Genomic DNA, 26917 nt, shown 5'->3' with positions numbered 1-26917 from the left:
CCGCGATCGGTATCGGTGCGATAAATTCAAGACATCGCCGTATCCATCACCATCATCAGGCAAAAGCCGATACATAGCCCCAGACTGGCCAAGCGGTGATGCCCATTGCTGCGCGACTCGGGGATGATTTCCTGGGTCACCACCAGCAGCATCGCCCCTGCGGCACACGCCAAACCCAACGGCAGCAGCAGCTCGGCAATGTTGACCAGCCAAGCGCAGATCACCGCCGCCACGGGTTCGACCAGGCCTGAGGCGGCACCGATCAGGAATGCCTTGAATCGCGGCATGCCCGCCCCCGCCAACACCAGCGCAATCACCAGGCCCTCGGGCACATCCTGTAAGGCGATGCCCATGGCCAGGCTGTCGGCATCGGCCATGCCACCACCCGCTGACACGCCAATGGCCATGCCTTCAGGAATGTTGTGGGCGATGATGGCGATGACGAACAGCCAGATTCGCGCGGCGATCACTGGCTGGTTATCCGTGCCGACCAAGGCTTCCGGCGAGGCGCCGGAGACCTTGAGGTCGACCAGAAACAGGCACAAGGCGCCGAACATCAGGCCAAAGCTGATCAGCCCTCCCGCGCCCCAGGGGCTGAAGCCGATGCCCTGGGCCGCTTCCAGCCCAGGAATGATCAGGGAGAATGCGGTAGCCGCCAGCATCACACCCGCGCCAAAACCCAGCAGCGTGTCGGCCAAAGCCACCGGCATGTTACGAATGACCAACACCGGTACCGCGCCCAGGGCTGTCCCCAACGCGCACAGTGCGCCCCCCTCGAGGGCGCGCAGCATACGTGGTTCCAGGCCCAGCCAGGCAATGCCCTGCGCCAGCAGCAATGCTGTGCCAACCAGCAGCAGCAAGGTTCCTATCGCCAGGCGAAACAGACGCACGCTGCTGACGGACAACACCTGTGAACGCATACCGGATCGACTCACTTCAAGGCTTCGAGATAACGACGTTCCACTTCCGCCCAGTCGACGACGTTGTAGAAGGCACCGATGTATTCAGGGCGACGGTTCTGGTATTTGAGGTAGTAGGCGTGCTCCCACACATCCAGCCCCAGGATCGGCGTGTTGCCGTGCATCAGCGGGCTGTCCTGGTTGCCGCTGCTTTCAACCACCAGCTTGTTGTCCGGGGTGACGCTGAGCCAGGCCCAGCCGCTGCCAAAGCGGGTCAGCGCAGCCTTGGTGAACGCATCCTTGAAGGCGTCGAAACCACCGAGCTCGGCCTCGATCGCCTTGGCTACCTGACCTTGCGGCTCGCCGCCACCCTGTGGCGCCATCACGGTCCAGAACAGCGAGTGATTGGCGTGGCCGCCCCCCTGGTTGATCACGGCAGCCTGCAGTTTCTCCGGCAATTGCTTGACCGCGGCTACCAACTGCTCCACTGGCCACTCGGCCCATTCGCTGCCTTCGATGGCGGCGTTGAGGTTGTTGATGTAGGTCTGGTGATGCTTGCTGTGGTGAATCTCCATGGTCTGGGCATCAATGTGCGGTTCCAGCGCATCGTAGGCATAGGGCAATGCGGGCAAGGTATGTGGCATGTCAGTGGATTCCGTAAGCATGGGTTCTGGGCGTCACGTCTGCCTTGGCGGCCAGTTCGCTGGCCTCGGGTGCGTGACGGTTGAGCAGGCGCTCGGTACGCGGGTACTGACCGTACTCGTCGATAAAATTCAGCAATTCGGTGTAGGTGCGCCCACTGTGGCGCAGCGCCGCATCCCGCAGCGCCTGGGGCAGGCGAGCCTCCTGGCTGGCCTGAAGCAAGCGCTGATGCGCAGCGCACAGGTAGTCGGCGCTCTCGTGCGGCTGGTTCAGGCGCAGGTGCAGGTCGGCCAGGTTGTGATGGGCGATGACAAACACCGCCACCGCTTCGTCGACGTCATGCCAGCGCTCGAACAGCACCTGGGCCAACGCCAAGGCCTGCAGGTAGTGTTCCCGTGCATCGACCCACTCACCCTGCTCGAACAGGCGATTGGCAGTTTCCGTGGTACGTTTCCAGTGCTGCATGGCTTATCTCCTGGGCGGTGACGCAGGGTCAGATGCCGCCAGCGGTGAGTTTCTCCGGGTCCAGCAGCGCTTCCAACTGGTCGCGCGACAAGTCGGTATGCTCCAGTGCCACGTCGATGATCGGGCGGCCCTGCTTGTACGCGGTCTTGGCGATTTCGGCGGCCTTGAGGTAGCCGATGATCGGGTTCAGCGCAGTGACCAGGATCGGGTTGCGCGCCAGGGCCTCCTTGAGCTTGCTTTCATTAACCTTGAAGGTGGCGATGGCCTTGTCGGCCAGCAGACGGCTGACGTTGGCCATCAACTCGATGCTTTCCAGCAGGTTGCGGGCGATCACCGGCAACATCACGTTCAGCTCGAAGTTGCCCGACTGGCCGGCGATCGCGATGGTCGCGTCATTGCCGATCACCTGCGCGGCAACCATGGCAGTGGCTTCCGGGATCACCGGGTTGACCTTGCCTGGCATGATCGAAGAGCCTGGTTGCAGGCCCTGCAGTTCGATCTCGCCGAGGCCGGCCAACGGACCGGAGTTCATCCAGCGCAGGTCGTTGGCAATTTTCATCAGCGCCACGGCGGTGGTCTTGAGCTGTCCCGAAAGGGCTACTGCAGTGTCCTGCGAACCGATCAGAGCAAACAGGTTGTGCCCGGGGGTGAACTCAACCTGGGTCAGGCCACTCAGCTGACGCGCGAAACCGGCAGCGAATTGCGGATGGGCATTGATGCCGGTACCCACGGCGGTGCCGCCCTGGGCCAGCGCCTGCAGGCTCGGCAGGGTTGCCTCGATGTGCGCCTGCGCACCGTTGATTTGCGCTGCCCAGCCGTCGAGTACCTGGCTCATGCGCACGGGCATGGCGTCCATCAGGTGGGTGCGGCCGGTCTTCACAAACGGGTGCACCTGCGCCGACTTGGCCTCGATCACTTGCACCAGATGACGCAAAGCCGGCAGCAGCTGCTCATGCAGCGCCAGGGCAGCACTGACGTGGATGGTGGTCGGGATGATGTCGTTGCTGCTTTGGCCACAGTTCACATGGTCGTTGGCATTGACCGTATCACCGAGCACTCGGCTGGCCAGGGTGGCAATCACCTCGTTGGCGTTCATGTTCGAGCTGGTGCCGGAACCGGTCTGGAACACATCCACCGGGAAGTGCTGGATGAAATCTTGCGCCAGCAGTTGTTCGACCGCCTTGACGATGGCTTGGCCCTGCTCGGCGGTCACCTGCTCCAGCTCGATGTTGGCCTTGGCCGCTGCGGCCTTGGCCAGCAGCAATGCGCGAATGAACTGGGCCGGCATGCGCTGGCCGCTGATCGGGAAGTTGTCGACCGCGCGCTGGGTCTGGGCGCCATACAGGGCCTCGGCAGGCACCTGCAGCTCACCCATGCTGTCACGCTCGATACGGGTATTACTCATCGTCTAATCCTTGCATCAGTTCATCGGGAGAAATCGAAGGCAGCAGCACGCAGTTGGCCAATTGCAGGGCGTAGGGCTGCCAGCGCTGGTTTTGTTCGCGGCGGTCGAGGTTGCGCAGGTCCAGTAATGGTCGCCAGGCCTGGTCCAGGCACAAGCAGCGCCAGTGCCAGGGCAACATGCGATCGCAGGCGGTATCCAGCAGCAGGCGGAAGGCGGTCAGGGCCACCGTCCATGGCGAGGTTTCGGTGCAGCACACCAGGTAGCGGCCTTCGGCCAGGTAATGCTCGATCAGACGTGGCTCATCGGGCTCGAGCGCGCAGCGAATGCGCCGGCTGAGCCAGCGCCAGTTTTCCAGGTAGGGCAACTCGTGGAGGACAGATTTCATGAACACCATCGCCAAGCAACTGGGTAATGATATTCATTATTAAGTGATAAATAGAATCACTTCAAGTGGGCATCGACCAAAGCAGGGAGGTATGGCGCATAAAAAAACCCGGCGCTAGGGCCGGGTTCTCTCAATCAGTTTGAAACAAACGGTGGCTATACCGCCCTCTTCGCGGGCAAGCCCGCTCCCACAGGGATCGCACCACATGCGAAAAATGTGCAGTACCCGCAAGCGGCCAGCGCAGGTTACCTGTCAGCTCCCGGCAACGGTCATCCGCTCGATCAACACAGAGCCTGTGTGAATGTTGCTTCGCGTCTCAAGATCGTTACCGATCGCGACAATTTGCTGGAACATGTCCTTCATGTTCCCGGCGATGGTCACTTCCTGAACCGCATGCTGGATCTCGCCATTTTCGACCCAGAAGCCTGCGGCACCGCGTGAGTAATCGCCCGTCACCATGTTCAGGCCATGCCCCATCAGCTCGGTCACCAGCAAGCCACGCCCCATGCGGCGGATCAAGGCAGCCTGGTCTTCGATGCCGTGGGTAACATACAGGTTGTGCACGCCGCCGGAGTTGGCTGTGCTCGGCAGGCCGAGCTTGCGCCCAGAATAAGTGCCCAGCAGGTACGACACCAGCTCGCCTTTGTCGACGAACGGCTTGGCGTAAGTCGCCAAGCCGTCACCGTCGAACGCAGCACTGCCCAACGCGCGAGGAATAAGTGGGCGCTCATCCAGCGTCAGCCAGCTTGGGAACAGGCGCTGGCCAAGGGTGCCTTCAAGGAACGACGACTTGCGGTACAGATTGCCGCCGGAAATGGCCGACAGGAAGCTGCCGAACAGGCCGCCGGCGAGCTCTGCAGAGAACAGCACCGGCACTTCGCACGTTGGCACCGGGCGCGCCCCGAGGCGGCTGGCCGCACGCTGGGCTGCACGCTGGCCGATACTGCGCGGATCGGCCAGCAAGTTGCCCTGACGGTTCACGTCATACCAGTAGTCGCGCTGCATCTGCCCTTCGCCCTCGGCGATCATCACGCAGCTCAGGCTGTGTCGGGTCGATGCATAGCCACCGATGAAACCGTGGCTGTTGCCATACACCCGGCACCCTTGATGGGTGTTGAGCGTAGTGCCATCGGCGTTGAGGATGCGCGGATCGGCGTCGAACGCCGCAGCCTCGCAGGCCAGGGCCATCTCGATCGCCTTCTCGGGTTCGATATCCCAGTCGTGGTAAAGGTCCAGGTCCGGGATGTCGCGGGCCATCAGCGCCGCGTCGGCCAGACCGGAGCATTCGTCTTCAGACGTGTGTTTGGCGATAGCCAGGGCTGCGGCAACGGTCTCGCGGATCGCCTCGGGGCCACTCGCCGAGGTACTGGCCGAGCCTTTGCGCTGGCCGACATAGAGGGTGATGCCAAAGCCCTGGTCACGGTTGAACTCGACCGTTTCGACCTCGCGCTGGCGCACCGTGGTGGACAGGCCCTGCTCCAGCGACACCGCCACTTCGCAGGCACTGGCCCCCTGGCGACGCGCTTCGGCGATGATCGCTTCGACCTGCTCCTGCAATGCTGGCAGGTCTTTGGGGCCTACGCTCTGGACTGCACTCATGGTTCTCTCCACTCAAATTCTGCGTTCGGCGAGGGTCATTCTACGACCGGGCCGGACAAGCGGCCCCCGACTGGTTATCATGGCGGCGATTTCTAGCGGACTGCCACCATGGTTGATTCAAACGACGCCTACGACGGCGAAAAAAGCAAAACCCAGATCAAGCGCGAACTGCATGAGCTGGTTGAACTCGGCGAGCGCCTCACGACGCTCAAGGCCGACACTCTGGCGCGTCTGCCGTTGACCGACGAGCTACGCAAGGCGCTGGCCGAGGCCAGCAAGCACACCGCTCACGGCGCCCGTAAACGCCACATGTCGTTCGTCGGCAAGCTGATGCGTGTCCAGGACCTGGACGCTATCCATGCCCTGCTCGAACAGATGGACAGCTCGACCCGCCAGTACAACGAGCGTTTCCACGGCCTGGAACGCTGGCGCGACCGGCTCATCGACGGTAATGACGAAGACCTCGAGCGTTTCGTCAATGAATACCCCGATACCGATCGCCAGCAACTGCGCTCGCTGATCCGCCATGCCCAGCACGAAAAAGCGCGGAACAAACCGCCTGCTGCTGCGCGCAAGGTGTTCAAGTACATCCGCGACCTCGACGAGTTACAGCGCGGGCTACGTTGATCGGCCTGGGGCCGCTTTGCGGCCCATTCGCAGCGCAAGGCTGCTCCCACAAGGAGCGTGTGCACCTGTAGGAGCAGCCTAGTGCTGCGAAAGGACCGCACGCGGTCCCCAAAGCCATCACGCCCCGGTACCGCCAACCGTGATCGCGTCCAGCTTCAATGTCGGCTGCCCTACCCCTACCGGTACCGACTGCCCATCCTTGCCACACGTGCCCACGCCACTGTCCAATGCCAGGTCGTTACCGACCATCGACACCCGGCTCATGGCCTCCGGCCCGTTGCCAATCAGGGTCGCACCCTTGACCGGCGCGGTGATCTTGCCGTCCTCGATCAGGTAGGCCTCACTGGTTGAGAACACGAATTTGCCGCTGGTGATATCCACCTGACCACCACCCAGGTTGGCGCAGTAGATGCCTTTTTTCACCGAGGCGATGATTTCCTGCGGGTCACTTTCACCGGCGCGCATGTAGGTGTTGGTCATGCGTGGCATCGGCAGATGGGCGTAGGATTCGCGGCGGCCGTTACCTGTCACGGCCATGCCCATCAGGCGGGCGTTCAATTTGTCCTGCATGTAGCCTTTGAGCACGCCATTCTCGATCAGGGTGGTGCACTCGGTCGGGGTGCCTTCGTCATCCACGCTCAGCGAACCACGGCGGCCCTCAAGGGTGCCGTCGTCGACGATGGTGCACAGCTTCGACGCCACGAGCTCACCCATGCGGCCACTGAACGCCGAGCTGCCCTTGCGGTTGAAGTCGCCTTCCAGGCCATGGCCAACCGCCTCATGCAACAGCACGCCCGACCAGCCTGACCCCAGCACCACTGGCAAGGTGCCCGCCGGCGCAGGGATCGCCTCCAGGTTCACCAGCGCCTGACGCAACGCTTCACGGGCATAGCCCATGACTTTCTCTTCAGTGAAGAAGCGGTAGTCGGTACGCCCACCGCCCCCCTGACCACCGCGCTCGCGGCGGCCATTCTGTTCGACGATGACGCTGACGTTGAAGCGCACCAGCGGGCGCACGTCGGCGGCCAGGCTGCCATCGGCGGCGGCGATGAGAATCCGCTCCCAGACCCCGGCCATGCTCACGCTGACCTGCTGGATACGCGGGTCCAACGCGCGGGTTGCGGCGTCGACACGCTTGAGCAGGTCGACCTTTTCAGCGCGGCTGAGCACGTCCAAGGGGTTGTCCGGCGCATACAGGGCCGTCACATCCTGGCTGCGGAACGCCTGGACTTTACCGTTCTGCCCGGCACGCGAGATGGAACGCGCGGCGCGGGCCGCCGAGGTCAGGGCTTCCAGGTTGATGGCGTTGCTGTAGGCGAAGCCGGTCTTTTCACCGGACTGGGCACGCACGCCCACGCCTTGGTCGAGGTTGAAGCTGCCCTCTTTGACGATGCCGTCCTCCAGCGCCCAGGTTTCCGAGATCTGGCCCTGGAAATACAGGTCGGCGGCATCGATGCCTGGGCCTGCCAACTCACCCAGCACAGCCTGCAGGCTGTCCAGGGTCAATCCGCCTGGGGCCAGGAGCTGCTCGCTGACGGTGGATAACATCTGGCTCATAGTCACTCCGAGGTGTGCGCAGGCCGCAAGGCGTCCTGCGAGAAAAAGCGCCGGTGCGAAACCACCGGCATGCGCGCCCGAATGGACGCTTGTTCATCAATGTCGCGCTCGGCGAGCAATACCGCTTCGCCCTGCGCCTGTTGCGCAACGATCCGCCCCCAGGGGTCGACGATCGCTGCATGGCCGTGGGTTTCCCGTGGCCCTGGATGGGTGCCGCCCTGCGCTGCGGCCAACAGGTAACACTGGGTCTCGATGGCACGCGCGCGAATCAGCACGTCCCAGTGCGCCGCACCCGTCACCGCGGTAAACGCGGCAGGCGCGGTGATCAGCTCTGCCCCAGCTGCGCGCAATGCACTGTACAGCTCGGGGAAGCGCAGGTCATAGCATACGCTCAGGCCCAGGCGCCCCACCGGGGTATCGGCCACGACCACCTGCGCGCCATGGGCATAGTCGTCGGACTCACGGTAGCGCCCCCGGTTGTCGGCGACGTCCACGTCGAACAGGTGCAATTTGTCGTAGCGCGCCGCCACTTCACCCTGTTCATCGATCAGCAGCGAGCAGGCATGGGCCTTGGCATCAGGCTGGCCGACCGGTGGCAGAGGCAAGGTGCCGGCAACAATCCATAACCTGAGGTCACGAGCGGTGCGTTTCAACCAGGGCAGGATCGGCCCCTCTCCCAACGCTTCGGCCCGCCCGATCGCGGCGGCATCCTTGCGCCCCATCGCGGCGAAGTTTTCTGGCAGCACGGCCAGCCGCGCGCCACCGAACGCCGCCTGCTCAAGCAGGGCGCCGGCACGCTGGAGGTTGGCCAGCACGTCGTCCTGGCTGACCATCTGGATCACCGCTGCCTTCATGGAGACTCCTAGCGCGATTTCTCGAAAGGTTTCACAAATGTGATTCTAGGCTCTTTCCACGGCCCTTCGACGCGGTAGTGCACACTGGCAAAGCGCGATACCCGGTCACCGATCAACCGATCGACCAGAAACAGCGCGCCCCCCACCGCTGGCGCCCCGACGATCAACGCCGCCAGGGGCAGGTTGTTGGTCACCGGCAGGCTAACCTGCAAGTTGGCATCCACCCGGTCACGGACCAGGTCCAGGGTGCCGTCGAGCTCAAAATTGCTCGAAGGGCCGGTTACGGTAATCGGCTCGCGGGTCACGTACACACCATTGCTGGCCACCAGCAGGCCCTTGACCCGGTCATAGGCCAGGCCTTTGTCGAACAGGTCGGAGAAGTCCAGGCGCAGGCGGCGGCCAATGGAGTTGAAGTTGAGCAGGCCGAACACACGCAAGGCCTGGGCACTGCCCTCGACCTCGACGAACTGGCCGGTACGCAATGCGGCGTCCATGCTCCCGGAGAAGCGGTTCAGGCCCACCCAGGCAGGCGAGCCGGGCCAGCGGCCATCGACATCCAGGCGGAAATCGCGGCTGGTCACGGTAGGCGCGAAGCCCCAGGCCTTGAGCACATCGGCCAGATTCTTGCCGTCCAGGCGCCCTTTGTACCAACTGCTGCTGCTGCCTGGCTCGCCTTCCCAGCCACCCCCGCCGTCAATACGCAGGCCTTTGAAATCAAGGTCGATATCATCTGCCGAAACGCCACGTGCGGTCGGGCGCAGCTTGATCGATGCACTACCGAACAAGTCGTCGCCGCGATAAAGCTTGTCAATGGTCAGGTCCAGGGCAGGCACCTTGCGGGGGTCGAACGATGCCAGCGGGTCGGGCCCCTCCTCGGCCTGCGCCTGGGCCGGGTCGGCCGCCGGCAGGCGCAAGGTCTGCAAGCGAACCGACATAGGCGCGGCCTTGGCGTCAGGCACGCGCGCATTGCCGATGACTTCCTTGCTGTCCAGGCGCAGGTCCCACGCCGGGCCACCACGGGCCAGGCGCACCACCGCCTGGTTCAGGTCCATGCCGAAGGCCTTGAGCTGACCAATGCTCAGGTCAACGCTTTGCAGGTTCTGCCGGGCACTGCCTCCGGGGTCATCGCCGCCCAGGCTGGCCATTTGCGCCTGCCAAGGCGCGAGGTCCAGGGTTTCCAGGCGACCGCGCACCCGCAGCCCCTGGCCCGCCGGCACTTGCGCCTGGCCTGCACCCAGCAGCAGCTCACCACGGCCTTGGGCCAGTTTGTCGGCGGGCGCGGCATAGGCGAAGCGCGCAAGGCCGGCATAGCTGGCGTCGAAACGCCGCTCCTGGCCTTCGAGGTTCATGCTGAAACGGCTGTCGCGGGTATCCGCCGCGGCCTTGCCGAAAGGTGCCGGCAAGTCGATGGCCAAGCCCTTGAGCGACGAGTTGACGCTGAGGCTGTTGTCCCGGCTACCCAGGTTGACCTGCAACTGATAGGGCAGCTCGCCCGAGGCAGGCAACGCCTGCTTGAACTGCAGCCAGTCGGTCAGCGCTTTCAACGCAACCTGGCCATTGGCGTTGATCCGGGTCTGCATCTGCCCAGGCCCGCCCTCGGCGACGATCTGCGCGGTTACCGGCTTGCCGAATGCCTGCAGGCTGATGCCCTTGCCGCTCAGGCCCTTGTCGAAATCGAAGTTGAAGTCCCCCTTCAGGCGGCTCAGTTCCAGGCTCGGGGGGGCCACCTTGAGGCGGGCGTCAGCGGTGGCGAACGCCACCTCAACCTTGGGCCGCTCCCCGTGTGCCAGGGGGATATCGAGCTTGACCTTGCCCTTGAGCGGGCCCTCGCCCTCCCAGCCAGCGAAGATTTCGCCCGTGCCAATCGGGGCTTCCTTGAGAATTTTCAGGCCATCACCCAGGCTGCCGTCGAAATCGCCATCGAGGTACAGGTGGCTGTGCTGGTCGCCGTCGACGTGGGGGATATCGACACTGACGTCACTGACCTTGGTGTCGAGCAACAGGCCATGGTGGGCCTTGATGCGCACACCGCTGTCCTCAATCAGCACATCGCCATCAACCTGCTGCACTTGCGGCCAGCCGGGCTGGAAGTCCAGCGCCGCATCGCGCACCTTGAAGAACAGGCTGATACTGCGGGCCTGCGGGGCGGCGCCGTGGTTCAGCGAACCCTGGTACTGGAAGTAGCCCTCATCCACGGTGCCCTTGACGATCGCACTGCGCAGCCATTCGTCGAGGGCCGGGCTCAGCACTTCGGGCAAGTACTTAGCCGTGTAGCGACCATCGCCGTCGGTCAAGCCGACCCGCAGGTCCATGTAGTCCTCGCGGCCCTCTTCGAACAGCAGGCGGATAAGGAAGTCACCGGCGATCTTGCCCTCCTCGCCCAGCACCTTGAGGTAGGGCGCGACGAGGGTGAAGCCTTCCTTGTCGAGGGCCCAGGTCAGGCGGGCATTGGCCTGCAGGTAATGCCAAGGTTTGGCGAAAATCGGGTACAGGTGCAGCATGAAGGCGTCAGTATCGAGCCGCAGTTCTCCATGGCCCAGGTCGCCACTGATGCTGCCACTGACGTTACCGGCCGCCGGGGCACCGTGATAGGCATTGAAACCGACCTTTTCCAGGTTGGCGGCAAATTGCAGACGCTGGTCGCCCTCGGCCTTGGGCCGCGCCTCCAGGCGTACGTTGCGCAGCGCACCGGTGACCTTCAGGCCATCGACCACCGCCATGAGGTTGTCCGGCAGCGGCGCCAGGGCATCGATCACCGGGGTCAAAGGGGTGAGGTCGAGGCGGTCGGCCTGCACTTCCCAGCGTTCTTCCGCGGGATTCTGGCCTGGGCGCTGACGCAACTGAAGGTGGGATTCCCATCGGGTCTTGCCGATATTCATGGCCAGGGAATCGACCACCACGTCAAAACCTTGTTCGTTGCGCTGGAACCAGGCGGCCAGCGCCAGGTTGTCCAGGGTGGCGGCCTTGCGCTCGGCATAGGCCCCTTTAAGCTGGGGAGCATTGAGCCGGACCACCGCTTGTTGCAATTGGCCTTTGCGCCAATCGACCCAGAACTCGCCCCCCGCACGCAGCGCCTCGGCATGCCACTGGCCTAGCAGGCGCGGCGGCAGCCAGCGTGCCCAATCACTCTGTGGCAGGCTCAGGTAGGCTGCAACCTCACCGTCGCGCCAGGCTTCGGCCGACGCGCGGCTGCGCAGGTTCAATGCCAGGGGCTGGCCGTCAGGCAGGGTTGCGCGCAGGTCCAGGGCCTGACGCGAAGCACCGGCCTGCAGGCCCGCGCTCACATAGGTCAAGGTCAAAGGGTCGCGCTGCCAGGGGTGCAAGGTAACCTGGCTGTCGAAGACATCGATACGCCCCAGTTGGCGCAAACGCTGCAACAACTCGGCGGGGTCGAGCGGGGCATCGTCCTTCTTCGGCAGGCCTTCGAGGTTCCAGGCGCCTTGGGCGTCTTCGCGCAGGATCAGTTGCAAGCCGCCCAGTTGAATACGGGCCAGACGTACCTGGCGGGAGGTCAGGCTGGCCCAGAGGTCCGGCACCAGCTTGACGTCGTCCAGGCGCAATGCGGTGGCGCCTTCGCCCACTTGCAGGTCGCGCACGCGCAACACAGGCGCCAGCCCGCTCCAACGCCCCTCCAAAGCACCGACATGCACCGGCAGGCCCAGCGCCTGCTCGGCCTTGCTTTGGACATCGGCGCGGTATTCGGCCACCAGCGGCACCAGTTGCCGGCCGAGGCTGACATACAGCGCCACCAGAACCGCCAGCAGTGCGCACAAGCCCAACCCCCAGCGGGTCAAGGCGACAAGAACGCGGTTCAGACGTCCCATGGCCATGGCCCTCCAGGTCGTTTATCCATGATGGCCCCAAGTACCGGTTTTGCCAGCCCGACCATCCTGTGATGCGTTTTGGAATGCCTCAGAGCAGCACCACATCGTATTGTTCCTGCGAGTACATCGACTCGACCTGGAAGCGAATAGTTCGACCGATGAAGGTTTCAAGCTCCGCCACGTTGCCGGACTCCTCGTCTAGCAGCCGATCGACCACCTTCTGGTTGGCCAGCACGCGGTAACCCTCGGCCTGGTAGGCACGGGCCTCGCGGAGGATCTCACGGAAGATTTCGTAGCAGATGGTCTCGGGTGTTTTCAGCTTGCCACGGCCCTGGCACGCCAGGCAGGGTTCGCACAGCACCTGTTCGAGGCTCTCGCGCGTGCGCTTGCGGGTCATCTGCACCAGGCCCAGCTCGGTGATGCCGATGATGTTGGTCTTGGCGTGATCACGTTCGAGCTGTTTTTCCAGGGTGCGCAGCACCTGGCGCTGATGCTCTTCATCTTCCATGTCGATGAAGTCGATGATGATGATGCCGCCGATGTTGCGCAGGCGCAGTTGCCGGGCAATGGCGGTGGCGGCCTCAAGGTTGGTCTTGAAGATGGTCTCTTCAAGGTTGCGATGGCCGACGAAGGCACCGGTGTTGACGTCGATGGTGGTCATCGCTTCAGCGGGGTCGACCACCAGATAGCCACCGGACTTGAGCGGCACCTTGCGCTCCAGGGCGCGCTGGATTTCGTCTTCGACACCGTACAGGTCAAAGATCGGCCGTTCTCCTGGGTAATGCTCTAGGCGGTCGGCAATCTCCGGCATCAATTCGCCGACGAACTGCGTGGTTTTCTGGAACGTTTCCCGCGAGTCGATGCGGATTTTCTCGATCTTCGGGTTGACCAGGTCGCGCAGGGTACGCAGGGCCAGCCCGAGGTCTTCGTAGATCACCGTGGGCGCGCCGCAGCTCTGGATCTGGCTGCCGATCTGCTCCCACAGGCGGCGCAGGTAGCGAATGTCTTGCAGGATCTCTTCGGCACGGGCGCCCTCGGCGGCAGTGCGCAGGATGAAGCCGCCAGCGTCCTTGATGTTCTCGCTGTCCATGCAGCTGCTGACCACCTGTTTGAGGCGGTCACGCTCGGCTTCGTCTTCGATCTTCAGGGAAATACCCACATGGCTACTGCGCGGCATGTACACCAGGTAGCGCGAAGGGATCGACAGCTGGGTGGTCAGGCGAGCGCCCTTGGTGCCGATCGGGTCCTTGGTCACCTGCACCACCAGGGCTTGGCCTTCATGCACCAGCGCGGTGATGTTCTCTACCGCCGAGCCTTCACGCTGGGAGATCTCCGAGGCATGGATGAACGCGGCCCGTTCCAGGCCGATGTCGACGAACGCCGCCTGCATGCCCGGCAGCACGCGCACCACCTTGCCCTTGTAGATATTGCCGACGATGCCACGACGCAGGGTGCGTTCGACGTGCACTTCCTGCAGCACCCCGTTTTCCACCACCGCCACACGTGACTCCATCGGGGTGATGTTGATCAGGATCTCTTCACTCATGGCAGGCTCTCGTCAAAGGTCTTGGATAATGATGGATCGCGCAGGCAGCGCTGGCTACCGCTGCTTTGTTACCTCTGGAGAACACGCGGGCAGTTGCCAGCAGGCGATGCCGAACGCAGCGAGCAGTTCGGCGGTTTCGCTCAGCGGCAAACCGACCACGGCGGAGTAACTGCCTGTCAGGCCGGTGACGAACACCGCGCCCAACCCCTGGATCGCATAGCCACCGGCTTTGTCCGCAGGTTCGCCGCTGGCCCAGTAGCGTGCTGCTTCATCGGCACTGATGGCGCGAAAGCGCACGCTGCTGGAGACGCACAGGCTTTGCGTACGCACGCCGTCGCTCAGGGCGACAGCGGTCAGCACCTGATGCTCGCGGCCAGACAGCTCAGCCAGCATGGCCAAGGCATGTTCGCGGTTTTCCGGTTTTCCGAGAATACGACCATCGAGGACCACCGCCGTGTCTGCGCCAAGCACCACAGCCGGGCCCTGGAGGCCGGCAAGGCCAGCCTGCGCCTTGGCCCGGGCAAGGCGCTCGACATAGGCTTGAGCGCCTTCAGCGGCGAGCGGCGTTTCATCGATGGGGGCGCTGAGCGTGGTGAACGGTACGCCGATCTGGGTCAGCAATTCACGACGACGTGGCGAGCCAGAGGCCAGGTAAAGCGGGTTCATGTAGACATCTCCCTGTCAGTCGCGGCAACGCCGTCAATTTATATGCAAGCGTCGGCGCAGGTCGCGCAGGGCAAAACTGATCCATGGCCAGAGCAAGGCGCTGATAACCGCCGACCACACCAGCGCCAGGGTCGGCAGGCGGTTGCCGGTCAGCGCGCTGAGCCACAGCTGGATCAACTGGGCAATGCCGAAGATCACCAAGATCACCAGGCTCTGCTGCCACATGGGGAACATGCGCAGGCGCTGCTGCAGGGACAACACCAGGAAGGTGATCAAGGTCAGGATCAACGCATTCTGCCCGAGCAACGTGCCATACAGCACATCCTCGGCCAGCCCCAGCACGAAGGCCGTGGTCATGCCGACCTTGCTCGGCACCGCGAGCGTCCAGAACGACACCAGCAACGCCAGCCACATGGGCCGGAACACTTCCATGAACTGGGGCATCGGCGAGACGCTGAGCAACAGGCCAATGGCGAAAGTCAGCCAGATGACCCAGCCGTTGTTGCGGCGTGATGCAGCCATCATTGCCTCCGGGGTTGGGCGGGCGCTGCCGCCGGTACAACGGGTGCCGCTGGCGCTACAGGTGCAGCAGCGGGCGGCGTGGCAGGTACCGTCGGCGCTGCAGGGGCGACAGAGGCAGGTGCCGTGGCAGCTGGGACGCCTGGCACGCCATTGGCGCCAGGCTGAGCAGCGATCGACGTGCCCTTGCGATCGGCCTCTTCCTGCGCAATCGCAGCGTCCGTGGCGCGCTGCTCCGGGCTGCGCCGGTCACTGAACACCAGCAGCATGTAGCGGCTGCGGTTGAGTGCGGCAGTGGGGATGGCGCGGACAATGGCAAACGGCTGGCCGGAGTCGTGAATCACTTCGTTGACCGTGGCCACCGGGTAACCGGCCGGGAAGCGCTGACCCATGCCGGAGCTGACCAGCAGGTCGCCTTCTTTGATGTCGGCGGTGTCGGCCACATGGCGCAGCTCCAGGCGCTCCGGATTACCGGTACCGCTGGCGATGGCGCGCAGGCCGTTGCGGTTGACCTGCACCGGAATGCTGTGGGTGGTGTCGGTCAGCAACAATACCCGCGAGGTGTAGGGCATCAATTCGACCACCTGGCCCATCAGGCCACGGGCATCGAGCACCGGCTGGCCAAGGAACACGCCATCGCGCTCACCCTTGTTGATCAGGATGCGGTGGGTGAACGGGTTGGGGTCGACGCCGATCAGCTCGGCCACTTCGACCTTCTCGTTGACCAGGGCCGAAGAATTGAGCAACTCACGCAAGCGCACGTTCTGCTCGGTCAGGGCCGCCAGCTTCTGCAGGCGCCCCTGCAACAGCAGGGCCTCGGTCTTGAGCTTCTCGTTTTCAGCGATCAGTTCGGTACGGCTGCCGAACTGGCCGGCCACACCTTGCCACATGCGCTGTGGCAGGTCGGTGATCCAGTACGACTCCATCAGCACCATGCCCATCTGGCTGCGCACGGGCTTGAGCATGTCAAAGCGCGCGTCGACCACCATCAGCGCGACCGACAGCACTACCAATACGAGCAGGCGAACGCCCAGCGAAGGGCCCTTGGAGAAAAGCGGTTTAATGGGCCGTTCCTCGTGGACGACTCAGGAGGTCATTGGACATGGGACAACGCACCAGCCTGGTTGCGGGTTGACGGAAACGACGCCCGAACGGACGCCAGCCCAGCGCATACAGGTAGCACTGCGCGTGCTACCTGTAAACCGGGCGCTCAGATGCAGCGGGTATCACTCGCTGGAGAGCAGGTCCATCGCGTGCTTGTCCATCATCTCCAGGGCGCGACCGCCGCCACGGGCGACACAGGTCAGCGGGTCCTCGGCGACGATCACCGGCAGGCCGGTTTCCTGGGCCAGCAGTTTGTCGAGGTCGCGCAGCAGTGCGCCACCACCGGTCAGCACCAGGCCGCGCTCGGCGATGTCGGAGGCCAGCTCCGGTGGCGATTGCTCCAGGGCGCTCTTGACCGCCTGGACGATGGTCGCCAGGGATTCCTGCAGGGCTTCGAGGACTTCGTTGGAGTTCAGGGTGAAGGCACGCGGCACGCCCTCGGCCAGGTTACGGCCACGGACATCGACTTCGCGCACTTCGCCGCCCGGGTAGGCGGTGCCGATTTCCTGCTTGATACGTTCGGCAGTAGATTCGCCGATCAAGCTGCCGTAGTTGCGGCGCACGTAGGTGACGATGGCTTCGTCGAAACGGTCGCCGCCGACGCGAACGGATTCGGCGTAGACCACGCCGTTCAACGAGATCAGGGCGATTTCAGTGGTACCACCACCGATATCGACGACCATCGAGCCACGGGCCTCTTCGACCGGCAGGCCGGCACCGATGGCGGCGGCCATTGGCTCTTCGATCAGGAACACTTCACGGGCACCGGCACCCAGGGCCGACTCGCGAATTGCGCGGCGCTCTACCTGGGTCGACTTGCACGGCACACAGATCAGCACGCGTGGGCTGGGCTGCAGGAAGCTGTTTTCGTGAACCTTGTTGATGAAATACTGCAACATTTTTTCACAAACGCTGAAGTCGGCAATGACGCCGTCCTTCATCGGACGAATGGCAGCAATGTTGCCGGGCGTACGGCCCAGCATGCGTTTGGCTTCGGTACCGACGGCGACGACGCTTTTCTGATTGCCATGGGTACGGATGGCAACAACCGAGGGCTCATTCAGGACGATACCGCGCTCACGCACGTAAATAAGGGTGTTGGCAGTACCCAGGTCGATGGAAAGATCGCTGGAAAACATGCCACGCAGTTTCTTGAACATGGGAAAGTGACCCTGGGGAAAGCGTGGGTAAAAAAGTGCGGCAAACTCTAACAATGGCAGGGATTTTGGGCAAGGAGCCAATATGTTAAATTGGTCGTTTTTCCGAGCACGCCAGCAGATGATCGCGGCCGTATGACCGCCAGAATGCCGACATGTTCCTCATCACGGACCCTAATTCCGTTCTTTGTTTCCCTTGGAGATCCCCATGGCGCTTGAACGCTGCGACGTGGAAAAGATCGCCCATCTGGCCCGTCTGGGGCTGAATGATGGCGAACTGCCACGTATTACCGATGCACTGAACAGCATTCTCGGGCTGGTCGACCAGATGCAAGCGGTCGACACCACGGGCATCGAGCCCCTGGCCCACCCCCTGGAGGCCAGCCAGCGACTGCGTCCTGACCAGGTCACCGAACGCAACCAGCGCGAGGCCTACCAGGCCATCGCACCCTCGACCGAAAGCGGTCTGTACCTGGTTCCCAAAGTCATCGAGTAAGGGATAGAGCCTGCCATGCATCAATTGACCCTGGCCGAGATCGCCCGCGGACTCGCCGACAAGTCGTTTTCCTCCGAAGAGCTGACCGGCGCCCTGCTGGCGCGCATCAAACAGCTCGACCCACAAATCAACAGCTTCATCAGCGTCACCGAGGAGCTGGCCCTGAGCCAGGCCCGTGCCGCTGACGCCCGTCGCGCCGCAGGCGAGAGCGGTGCACTGCTGGGCGCCCCCATCGCCCACAAAGACCTGTTCTGCACCAACGGCGTACGCACCAGCTGCGGCTCGAAGATGCTCGACAACTTCAAGGCGCCGTATGACGCCACCGTGGTCGCCAAGCTGGCCGAAGCCGGCATGGTCACCCTGGGCAAGACCAACATGGACGAATTCGCCATGGGTTCGGCCAACGAATCCAGCCACTATGGCCCAGTGAAGAACCCGTGGAACCTCGAGCACGTCCCTGGCGGCTCGTCGGGTGGCTCGGCTGCGGCAGTCGCCGGTCGCCTGCTGCCGGCCGCCACCGGCACCGACACTGGCGGCTCGATCCGACAGCCGGCAGCGCTGACCAACCTCACCGGCCTAAAACCGACGTACGGTCGTGTTTCGCGCTGGGGCATGATCGCTTACGCCTCCAGCCTCGACCAGGGCGGCCCCCTGGCCCGCACCGCTGAAGACTGCGCGCTGCTGCTGCAAGGCATGGCCGGTTTCGACGCCAAGGACTCCACCAGCATCGAAGAGCCGGTGCCGGACTACAGCGCCAACCTCAACGCTTCGCTGCAAGGTCTGCGCATCGGCCTGCCGAAGGAATACTTCGGCGCCGGCCTCGACCCACGCATCGCTGAGCTGGTGCAAGCCAGCGTCAAGGAGCTGGAAAAGCTCGGCGCCGTGGTCAAGGAAATCAGCCTGCCGAACATGCAGCACGCCATCCCGGCGTACTACGTGATCGCGCCGGCTGAAGCCTCCTCCAACCTGTCGCGCTTCGACGGCGTGCGCTTTGGCTACCGCTGCGAAGACCCGAAAGACCTGACCGACCTGTACAAGCGTTCCCGTGGCGAAGGCTTCGGCGCCGAAGTGCAGCGCCGTATCATGGTCGGCACCTACGCCCTGTCGGCCGGCTACTACGACGCCTACTACGTGAAGGCGCAGCAGATCCGCCGCCTGATCAAAAACGACTTCATGGCCGCCTTCGAAGGCGTCGACCTGATCCTCGGCCCGACCACGCCTAACCCGGCCTGGAAGCTTGGTGCCAAGAGCAGCGACCCAGTCGCCGCCTACCTTGAAGACGTGTACACCATCACCGCCAACCTGGCGGGCCTGCCGGGCCTGTCGATGCCTGCTGGCTTTGTCGATGGCCTGCCGGTCGGCGTGCAGCTGCTGGCGCCATACTTCCAGGAAGGCCGCCTGCTCAACGTCGCGCACCGCTACCAGCAAGTGACCGACTGGCACACCCGTGCCCCCAACGGCTTCTGAGGAGTTCACACATGCAATGGGAAGTTGTGATCGGGCTGGAAATTCATACTCAGCTCGCCACCCAGTCGAAGATCTTCTCCGGCAGCGCCACCACCTTCGGCTCCGAGCCGAACACCCAGGCCAGCCTGGTTGATCTGGGCATGCCCGGTGTACTGCCGGTGCTGAACCAGGAAGCCGTGCGCATGGCCTGCATGTTCGGCCTGGCGATCGATGCCGAGATCGGCAAGCGCAACGTGTTCGCGCGCAAGAACTACTTCTACCCCGACCTGCCCAAGGGCTACCAGATCAGCCAGATGGAGTTGCCGATCGTCGGCAAGGGCCACCTGGACATCGCCCTGGAAGACGGCACCATCAAGCGCATCGGGGTAACCCGTGCGCACTTGGAAGAAGACGCCGGCAAGAGCCTGCACGAAGACTTCAGCGGCTCCACCGGCATCGACCTGAACCGTGCCGGCACGCCACTGCTGGAAATCGTCTCCGAGCCGGACATGCGCAGCGCCAAGGAGGCCGTGGCCTACGTCAAGGCCATCCACGCCCTGGTGCGCTACCTGGGCATCTGCGACGGCAACATGGCCGAAGGTTCGCTGCGTTGCGACTGCAACGTGTCGATCCGGCCCAAAGGCCAAACCGAGTTCGGTACCCGCTGCGAGATCAAGAACGTCAACTCGTTCCGCTTCATCGAACGTGCGATCAACAGCGAGATCCAGCGCCAGATCGACCTGATCGAGGACGGCGGCAAGGTCATCCAGGAAACCCGCCTGTACGACCCGAACAAGGACGAGACCCGTTCCATGCGCAGCAAGGAGGAAGCCAACGACTACCGTTACTTCCCCGACCCGGACCTGCTGCCGGTGGTCATCGAGGACAGCTTCCTCGAAACCATCCGCGCCGGCCTGCCGGAGCTGCCGCCACAGAAGGTCGAACGCTTCCAGAGCCAGTACGGCCTGTCGGCCTACGACGCCAACGTGCTGGCCTCCAGCCGCGAACAGGCGAACTACTTCGAAGAAGTGGTGAAAATCGGTGGCGATGCCAAGCTGGCAGCCAACTGGGTCATGGTCGAGCTGGGCAGCCTGCTGAACAAGCTGGGCATCGAGATCGACCAGGCGCCGGTGAGCGCAGAGCAGCTTGGTGGCATGTTGCTGCGTATTCGCGACAACACCATCAGTGGCAAGATTGCCAAGACCGTGTTCGAGGCCATGGCCGCCGGTGAAGGCGATGCCGACAGCATCATCGAGAGCAAAGGCCTGAAACAGGTTACCGATACCGGTGCAATCGAGAAGATGCTCGACGAGATGCTGGCAGCCAACGCCGAGCAGGTCGAACAGTACCGCGCCGCCGACGAGGCCAAGCGCGGCAAGATGTTTGGCTTCTTTGTCGGCCAGGCGATGAAGGCGTCGAAGGGCAAGGCCAACCCTGGGCAAGTGAACCAATTGCTCAAGGCCAAGCTCGAAGGTTGAGCTGAAAAATGCGGCGAGGGCTGCGCCCTCGTTCGCGGGGCAAGCCCGCTCCCACAGGTATTCCACAGCTTCAAAGCCAGTGAAATACCTGTGGGAGCGGGCTTGCCCCGCGAAGGGCCGCACAGCGGCCCCAATGGCAGCTATTCCACAGCTTCAAAGCCAGTAAAATACCTGTGGGAGCGGGCTTGCCCCGCGAAGGGCCGCGCAGCGGCCCCAATGGCAGCACCGGAGCATCAGACTTGCTAAAACGATCCCTCAGCACCCTCGCTCTTTTCTCCCTGCTGGCCGGCTGTGCCAGCCACGATATCGACCCCCGCGGTTACGACAAGACCGGCACCGCGTCCTATTACGGCTCCCGTCACCACGGCAAACGCACCGCCAGTGGCGAGCCCTTCAACCAGCACGGCCTTACCGCCGCCCACCGCAGCCTGCCGTTCGGCAGCCGCGTGCTGGTCACCAACCTCGCCAACCAACGCAGCGTGGTGGTGCGCATCAACGACCGCGGCCCGCACACACGTGGCCGGCTGATCGACCTGTCACGCGCTGCAGCAGAAAAAATCGGCATGCTCCGTAGCGGAACGGCGCGCGTCCGGGTACAAGGTCTGAGCGACTGACCGACTGGAGCCCCGACCATTTTCGACCTGGCCACCCTTCCCACCTTCAGCCTCCTGCAACTGGGCGTCGCCTTGCTGCTGCTGGTCTGCGGTGCCGAGCTGCTGGTACGCATGGCCCTGCGCCTGGCCCTGCGCTTGCACGTGCGCCCTCTCATCATCGGCCTGAGCCTGGTGGCCTTCGGCAGCACCGCACCGCAGCTCACCGTGAGCCTGCAGGCCGCCTATCAGGGGGCACCGGATGTCGCGGTCGGCAGTGTGATCGGCAGCAACATCTTCAACGTGTTGGTGATTCTCGGCCTGGCCGCGCTGATCATCCCGCTGCGCGTATCACGCCAGCTGGTGCGCCTGGACCTTCCCCTGATGATCGTCGCCAGCGCACTGGTGTACGCACTTGCCGCCAATGGCCACTTGAGCCGCTGGGCGGGTTTGCTGCTGTTGCTGGCGCTGCTGGGCTATCTGGCGATGCTCTGGCATCAATCGCGTCATTACGCCCGCACCTACCCTGCCCCCAGCGGCATCATGATCAGTGGCGCACGCTTCTGGTCAGGCACGCTGCTGCAGATTGCCCTCGGCCTGGGTCTATTGAGCCTGGCCGGGCACCTGCTGCTGGAGGCCGCCGTCGAGGTGGCCACCGACCTGGGCCTGTCCGAACGCATCATCGGCCTGACCGTGGTCGCGGTGTGCACGTCACTGCCAGAGCTGGCCGCCGCGATGATCGCCGCCCTTCGTGGCGAGCGGGAAATCGCCGTGGGCACGGTAATCGGCAGCAACCTGTTCAACCTGCTGGGTGTGCTGGGCCTGACCGCACTGATCACCCCTGAACCGCTGTCGATCTCACCCAACGCACTGGCCTTCGACCTGCCCGTGATGCTGGGCGTCGCCGTCTTGAGCCTGCCGGTGTTCTATTCGGGCTACCGAATCACCCGCGCCGAAGGCCTGGTGTTTCTCTGCCTGTACCTGGCCTATGGGCTGCATGTGGTGGCCTTTACCACCGGCATGCCCTTGGCCGGCCGCCTGGAGCGGCTCATGCTGTTCTACGCACTGCCAGTGCTCGCGGTGGTGTTGCTGTACACCACCGTGCGCGCCTGGCGGCGGCAGCACTGAGGTCGGTAGAGGGCGCTAGGGTACGCCTTAGCCCCTGGCCTGCCGAGCCTTCTTCAAGCGGAACGCCACCCACAGCACCGCAATCCAGCCCGGAATCAGCATCACCGAGATGCGAATCGGCGGCGTCAGGTACATCACCACCAGAATCAGCACGATGAACGCCAGGCACAGGTAGTTGGTCACCGGGTGCCCCCAGCTCTGGTAGAACGGCGCAATGCCCGCCGCCAGCTTGGCTTTGCGGAACTTGAGGTGGGTGATACTGATGCTCGCCCAGTTGATCACCAGCGCCGACACCGCCAGGGCCATCAGCAAGCCGAAGGCTTCACCCGGCATCAAATAGTTAATCAGTACGCACATGCCCGTGGCGAACGCCGAAACACCCAGCGCCGTCAGCGGTACGCCACTGCGGCTGACCTTGAGCAACTGACGCGGCGCATCGCCCTGGCTGGCCAGGCCGAACAGCATGCGGCTGTTGGCGTACACGCAGCTGTTGTAGACCGACAACGCAGCCGTCAGCACCACGATGTTGAGGATGGTCGCCACCAGGTCGCTGTCCAGCTCGTGGAAGATCATCACGAACGGGCTGCCCCCCTGCACCACCTTCTGCCACGGGTACAGCGACAACAGCACCGCCAGGGCACCGATGTAGAAAATCAGGATGCGGTAGACCACCTGGTTGGTGGCTTTGGGAATGCTCTGGCGCGGATTGTCCGCCTCGGCTGCGGTAATACCCACCAGCTCCAGCCCGCCGAAGGAGAACATGATCACCGCCAGGGCCATGACCAGCCCGGTAACCCCATTCGGGAAGAAGCCGCCGTACTGCCACAGGTTGGCCACGCTGGCATCCGGGCCGCCATGGCCACTGCTCAGCAGCCAGGCACCAAAGCCGATCATGCTGACGATGGCCACCACCTTGATCAAGGCGAACCAGAACTCCATCTCACCGTAGACCTTCACCTGCGTCAGGTTGATGAGGTTGATCACCACGAAGAAGATCGCCGCCGTCGCCCAGGTGGGGAAGTCTGGCCACCAGTACTGCACATAGATGCCCACGGCCGTCAGCTCGGCCATGCCCACCAGCACATACACCACCCAGTAGTTCCAACCCGAAACAAAACCTGCGAACTCGCTCCAGTACTGGTGAGCGAAGTGGCTGAAGCTGCCGGCGACCGGCTCTTCGACCACCATTTCGCCAAGCTGGCGCATGATGAAGAAAGCCATCAGGCCGGCAATGGCGTAGCCCAGCAAAACGGAGGGGCCAGCCAGCTGAATGGTCTGGGCGATGCCCAGGAACAGCCCGGTGCCGATGGCCCCACCCAGCGCGATCAGCTGGATATGGCGGTTCTTCAACCCTCGCTGCAAACGCTCGGGCGTGCTCTGGTCTTGCATGAAGTGTCCTTTAGCTCAGTGAGGCAGTGTTATTGCTGTTATTTGCAGTCAAGGATCTAGATCCATCCGCCCCACTGCAATATGAAAATACCGATATTGGTGGTGATCGCCGCCATTAGCGTAGTGATCACGATGATCGATGCCGCCAATTCATGGTTGCCGTTGGCCGCCCGCGCCATGACGTAGCTGGCCGCCGCTGTGGGGCTACCGATGTACAGGAACAGGATGCCCAACTCGGCACCGCGAAAACCGCAGAGCCAGGCACCCAACGTGCCGACCAGCGGCAACCAGACCATCTTCACCAGGCTGGCATCGATGGCCAGCCTGCCACTGTCACGCAGCGCCGCCAGTGACAAGGTGCCACCGATGCACATCAGCGCCAGCGGCAGGGTCATCTGCGCCAGGTAGTCGCCCGAGGTGAGCAACCAGTTGGGCAACGGCACCTGCCCATAGGCCATGGGTGTAGCCACCAGCACGCTGATGATCAACGGGTTGCTGAAGATGCTCTTGCAGATACTCCACGGGTCGGACTTGAGGTCCGGGCTGTACACCGCCAGCACCACCGCAGACAGCGAGTTGTACAGGAGGATCACCAGGCCTGCCAGGACCGCGCCTAACGAGATACCGTAGTCGCCGTACAAGCTGGCGGCCAGGGCCAGGCCAATCACGCCGTTGTTGCCGCGAAACGCGCCTTGGGTGTAGATGCCGCGATCCGCTGGCGGGCAACGCCAGATGGCCAGGCCCCAGGCCACGCCGAAACCGACCAAGGTGGCAACGACGAAATACAGGAGCACGCCAGGTTTGACCGCTGTTGCCAGGTCGGCGTGATAGATGCCCAGGAACAGCAGGGCCGGCATGCAGACATTGAATACCAGCTGCGACGCAACACGGTTGAAGTTGTCGTCGATCAGGTGGATGCGTTTGAGCAGTACGCCCATGAACAACATGGCGAAGACTGGTGCCGTGATGTTCAGCGTCTGGATAAGAAGGGCGAGCATGCGCAAGCGATCCTGCAGGGAGTTGCCGTCAGGGGGCTAATGATACGTCAACGGCTGCGAGTTGCGGGGATCGGGGTGTGATTAAGGGAAGTCTCCGACAGGTAAGGCCCTTTCGCGGGGCAAGCCCGCTCCCACAAGAACACTGTCGCCGGTTTGTGCGGCGCTTTTCTGTGGGAGCGGGCTTGTCCCGCGAAAGGGTCAACGCCGATTCAGCGCCGAACCGGCCGCTTCTGCAGTTTGCGCTGCAAGGTCCGCCGGTGCATGCCCAGCGCACGCGCCGTTGCCGAGATATTGCCCTCGTGCTCGGTCAGCACGCGCTGGATGTGCTCCCACTGCAGGCGGTCGACCGACATCGGGTTTTCCGGCACCAAGGCGTCCAGGTCGGCATGCTCGGACAGCAGAGCAGCGAGTACATCGTCAGCATCGGCCGGCTTGCACAGGTAATTGCAGGCACCGCGCTTGACCGCCTCCACCGCCGTGGCGATGCTGGAGTAACCCGTCAGGATCACCACGCGCATCTCCGGGTCCAGCTCCAGCAGCTTGGGCAGCAACACAAGCCCCGAGTCGCCTTCCATCTTCAGGTCCAGCGTGGCGTAGTCCGGCAAGTCCTGCTGGGCCAGGATCAGCCCCTCCTCGGCGGAGCCTGCGGTGCTCACGCGAAAGCCCCGACGGCTCATGGCGCGCGCCATGACTCGGGTAAAGGTGGCATCGTCATCCACCAGCAGCAGGTGCGGCAGCTCTTCGCTTTCAACCTGGGATTCTTCGCTCATCATTCATCTCCTCGCTTGCCATGGGGCAGGCGCAGTTCGGTCAGGGTGCCACCCTGCTCATGACTATAGAGTTTCACCGAACCGCCCGCACGCGTCACGCTGGCCTTGCTCAAGAACAGGCCCAGGCCGAAGCCTTTGCCCTTGGTGGTAATAAAGGGTTTGCCAATCGCTTCGGCGATAGACGGGGGTACACCGGGGCCATGGTCACGGATACTGATGACAATGTCCTGGGCATCCCAGTCCAGGCGCACCTCGAGATCGTCCGGGCACGCGTCGGCTGCATTGTTCAACAGGTTCAGCAGGGCCTGGGTCAGGTCAGGCGGCGGCGTTAGGCGCGGTACCTGGCCGTCTCTGAGCCGCTGGAAGCGGTAGCTGGCCTCGGGCCGCATCAGGTGCCAACGGTTGAGCGCCTCGTCCAGCCAGGCAGTGACGTCCTGCTCGACCATGGCCAGGCGGCGGTTGGCCTCGGCGGCACGCACCAGTTGCTGCAAGGTTTCCTTGCACAGTTTGACCTGGTCCTGAAGGATCTGCAGGTCTTCCTGCAACAGCGGGTCGGGGTGGTCCTGGCGCATTTCGTTGAGCAGCACGCTCATGGTCGCCAGCGGAGTACCCAGCTCATGGGCAGCGCCAGCGGCCTGGGTGGCCACGGCCAGCAACTGCTCATCGCGCAGGCTCTCTTCGCGGCGCTCGGACCGCAGTTGCTCCTGGCGTCGCAGCTCTTCGGCCATGCGCGCGGCAAAGAAGGTGATCACCGCAGCCGCCAGGGCGATGCTCAGCCACATGCCGTAGACCTGCATCTTGTCCCGCGCCATCGGCAGCCCCTCAAGCGGGTAGAACTGCACCAGCAGCAGGCTGTAGGCGGTCAGGGCAATGCCCGAGAGAATCAGCGAATAGAGCCACGGCAAGGTCACCGCAGCAATGGCCAGCGGCACCAGGTAATAAGAAACGAACGGGTTGGTCGAACCGCCGGAGTAATACAGCAAGGCACTGTGGATCAGCAGGTCACAGGCAAGCTGCAGCGCATATTCCAGTTCGGTGACGGGCAGCGACAGGCGCAGGCGCAATGCGGTGAACGCGCACAGGATCGACGACAGGGCCAGCGTCGCCGCCAGCGAAAACCACGGCAGGGGCAGCAGGTCGGTCCAGTAGGCGACGCCCACGGAGCCTGCCTGGGCAGCCAGGACCAGCACGCGGATGACAGTCAGGCGCCAGAGGTTCTGACGGGTAGCGGACAACGGTTGTACGGCAGCGAGCATGAGCTCTCCTGATGAGTGCTCCAGAAAATCGGCTGGAGTATACCGAAGCCGGGCGCCTCGCTGCAGCGATGCGGCAAAGCGCCACACTTTGTCACAGGTGCATAGTGGCACTTTTGA

Annotated in this window: 24 protein-coding genes; 6 read left to right on the top strand and 18 right to left on the bottom strand. The window is 63.5% G+C overall.

All coding sequences use genetic code 11. The features are described from left to right. Nucleotides 1-26: 26 nt before the first annotated feature. From ACSSU5_RS15355 to pmbA, 6 genes are all read right to left on the bottom strand, one after another. Nucleotides 27-920 (bottom strand): ZIP family metal transporter, encoded by an 894-nt coding sequence (locus ACSSU5_RS15355; protein WP_264310162.1) that lies wholly within the window; start codon nt 918-920, stop codon nt 27-29. Between the two features lie 11 nt (nt 921-931). Beyond that, complete coding sequence (locus tag ACSSU5_RS15350; protein ID WP_264310163.1) at nt 932-1543, bottom strand: superoxide dismutase; 612 nt, start codon at nt 1541-1543, stop codon at nt 932-934. 1 nt (nt 1544) lies between these two features. Next, on the bottom strand, nt 1545-2006 hold the full coding sequence (locus ACSSU5_RS15345; protein ID WP_264310164.1) for a DUF2753 domain-containing protein: 462 nt from the start codon (nt 2004-2006) through the stop codon (nt 1545-1547). A 28-nt stretch (nt 2007-2034) separates the two neighbouring features. Then, entirely contained in the window at nt 2035-3411 is a 1377-nt protein-coding gene (locus ACSSU5_RS15340; RefSeq protein WP_264310165.1) for a class II fumarate hydratase, read from the bottom strand. Then, nucleotides 3404-3805 carry a FagA protein gene (locus ACSSU5_RS15335; protein ID WP_264310166.1) on the bottom strand — a complete coding sequence of 134 codons (402 nt, stop codon included), beginning with the start codon at nt 3803-3805 and terminating at the stop codon, nt 3404-3406. The genes ACSSU5_RS15340 and ACSSU5_RS15335 overlap by 8 nt, the downstream gene beginning before the upstream one ends. Nucleotides 3806-4048: 243 nt before the next feature. Further along, on the bottom strand, nt 4049-5395 hold the full coding sequence (gene pmbA, locus ACSSU5_RS15330) for a metalloprotease PmbA (protein WP_264310167.1): 1347 nt from the start codon (nt 5393-5395) through the stop codon (nt 4049-4051). 108 nt (nt 5396-5503) lie between these two features. Here pmbA and yjgA point away from each other — a divergent pair, with 108 nt between their 5' ends. Further along, nucleotides 5504-6022, top strand: a complete 519-nt coding sequence (gene yjgA, locus ACSSU5_RS15325; protein ID WP_027595596.1) for a ribosome biogenesis factor YjgA — start codon at nt 5504-5506, stop codon at nt 6020-6022. A gap of 117 nt (nt 6023-6139) precedes the next feature. Here yjgA and tldD read toward each other — a convergent pair whose 3' ends face one another. The 8 genes from tldD to mreB form a co-directional block, all read right to left on the bottom strand. Beyond that, complete coding sequence (gene tldD, locus ACSSU5_RS15320; RefSeq protein ID WP_264310168.1) at nt 6140-7579, bottom strand: metalloprotease TldD; 1440 nt, start codon at nt 7577-7579, stop codon at nt 6140-6142. Between the two features lie 2 nt (nt 7580-7581). After that, nucleotides 7582-8433, bottom strand: a complete 852-nt coding sequence (locus ACSSU5_RS15315; RefSeq protein WP_264310169.1) for a carbon-nitrogen hydrolase family protein — start codon at nt 8431-8433, stop codon at nt 7582-7584. An 8-nt stretch (nt 8434-8441) separates the two neighbouring features. Continuing rightward, the gene (locus ACSSU5_RS15310; RefSeq protein ID WP_492559210.1) at nt 8442-12263 is read right to left on the bottom strand and encodes a YhdP family protein; all 3822 of its coding nucleotides are present in this window, start codon (nt 12261-12263) and stop codon (nt 8442-8444) included. An 82-nt stretch (nt 12264-12345) separates the two neighbouring features. Further along, entirely contained in the window at nt 12346-13803 is a 1458-nt protein-coding gene (gene rng, locus ACSSU5_RS15305) for a ribonuclease G (RefSeq protein ID WP_027595592.1), read from the bottom strand. Between the two features lie 54 nt (nt 13804-13857). After that, a complete protein-coding gene (locus ACSSU5_RS15300) occupies nt 13858-14469 on the bottom strand; it encodes a Maf family protein (protein ID WP_264310171.1) in 612 nt (203 codons plus the stop codon). 33 nt (nt 14470-14502) lie between these two features. After that, entirely contained in the window at nt 14503-14991 is a 489-nt protein-coding gene (gene mreD / locus ACSSU5_RS15295; protein ID WP_019473693.1) for a rod shape-determining protein MreD, read from the bottom strand. Further along, the gene (mreC, locus tag ACSSU5_RS15290; protein ID WP_492561324.1) at nt 14991-16052 is read right to left on the bottom strand and encodes a rod shape-determining protein MreC; all 1062 of its coding nucleotides are present in this window, start codon (nt 16050-16052) and stop codon (nt 14991-14993) included. Before mreC ends, mreD begins: the two co-directional genes overlap by 1 nt. Nucleotides 16053-16214: 162 nt before the next feature. Continuing rightward, nucleotides 16215-17252: a rod shape-determining protein MreB gene (gene mreB / locus ACSSU5_RS15285; RefSeq protein WP_003255163.1), complete on the bottom strand. Its 1038-nt coding sequence runs from the start codon at nt 17250-17252 to the stop codon at nt 16215-16217. A gap of 205 nt (nt 17253-17457) precedes the next feature. On the opposite strand from mreB, the gene gatC reads away from it, so the two are divergent. The 5 genes from gatC to ACSSU5_RS15260 all read left to right on the top strand — a co-directional run bounded on the left by gatC (nt 17458) and on the right by ACSSU5_RS15260 (nt 22387). After that, nucleotides 17458-17745, top strand: a complete 288-nt coding sequence (gene gatC / locus ACSSU5_RS15280) for an Asp-tRNA(Asn)/Glu-tRNA(Gln) amidotransferase subunit GatC (protein WP_264310172.1) — start codon at nt 17458-17460, stop codon at nt 17743-17745. Nucleotides 17746-17760: 15 nt separating this feature from the next. Further along, nucleotides 17761-19212, top strand: coding sequence for an Asp-tRNA(Asn)/Glu-tRNA(Gln) amidotransferase subunit GatA (gene gatA, locus ACSSU5_RS15275; RefSeq protein WP_492559209.1), 1452 nt, complete (start codon nt 17761-17763; stop codon nt 19210-19212). 11 nt (nt 19213-19223) lie between these two features. Beyond that, nucleotides 19224-20669: an Asp-tRNA(Asn)/Glu-tRNA(Gln) amidotransferase subunit GatB gene (gatB, locus tag ACSSU5_RS15270; protein WP_264310174.1), complete on the top strand. Its 1446-nt coding sequence runs from the start codon at nt 19224-19226 to the stop codon at nt 20667-20669. A gap of 239 nt (nt 20670-20908) precedes the next feature. Beyond that, nucleotides 20909-21283, top strand: coding sequence for a septal ring lytic transglycosylase RlpA family protein (locus tag ACSSU5_RS15265; RefSeq protein ID WP_264310175.1), 375 nt, complete (start codon nt 20909-20911; stop codon nt 21281-21283). Between the two features lie 60 nt (nt 21284-21343). Continuing rightward, nucleotides 21344-22387, top strand: a complete 1044-nt coding sequence (locus ACSSU5_RS15260; RefSeq protein ID WP_492561323.1) for a calcium/sodium antiporter — start codon at nt 21344-21346, stop codon at nt 22385-22387. Nucleotides 22388-22414: 27 nt separating this feature from the next. Here ACSSU5_RS15260 and ACSSU5_RS15255 read toward each other — a convergent pair whose 3' ends face one another. From ACSSU5_RS15255 to ACSSU5_RS15240, 4 genes are all read right to left on the bottom strand, one after another. Then, on the bottom strand, nt 22415-23776 hold the full coding sequence (locus ACSSU5_RS15255) for an amino acid permease (protein WP_264310176.1): 1362 nt from the start codon (nt 23774-23776) through the stop codon (nt 22415-22417). Between the two features lie 56 nt (nt 23777-23832). Next, on the bottom strand, nt 23833-24774 hold the full coding sequence (locus tag ACSSU5_RS15250) for an AEC family transporter (protein ID WP_264310177.1): 942 nt from the start codon (nt 24772-24774) through the stop codon (nt 23833-23835). A gap of 209 nt (nt 24775-24983) precedes the next feature. Next, entirely contained in the window at nt 24984-25544 is a 561-nt protein-coding gene (locus ACSSU5_RS15245) for a response regulator transcription factor (protein ID WP_264310178.1), read from the bottom strand. Then, entirely contained in the window at nt 25544-26800 is a 1257-nt protein-coding gene (locus ACSSU5_RS15240) for an ATP-binding protein (protein WP_264310179.1), read from the bottom strand. The genes ACSSU5_RS15245 and ACSSU5_RS15240 overlap by 1 nt, the downstream gene beginning before the upstream one ends. Nucleotides 26801-26917: the final 117 nt, after the last annotated feature.

The organism is Pseudomonas sp. E1MeOHC2, assembly GCF_058745025.1.
The sequence above is the reverse complement of the archived record's forward strand: the minus strand, read 5'-3'. Positions and strand labels throughout refer to the sequence as shown.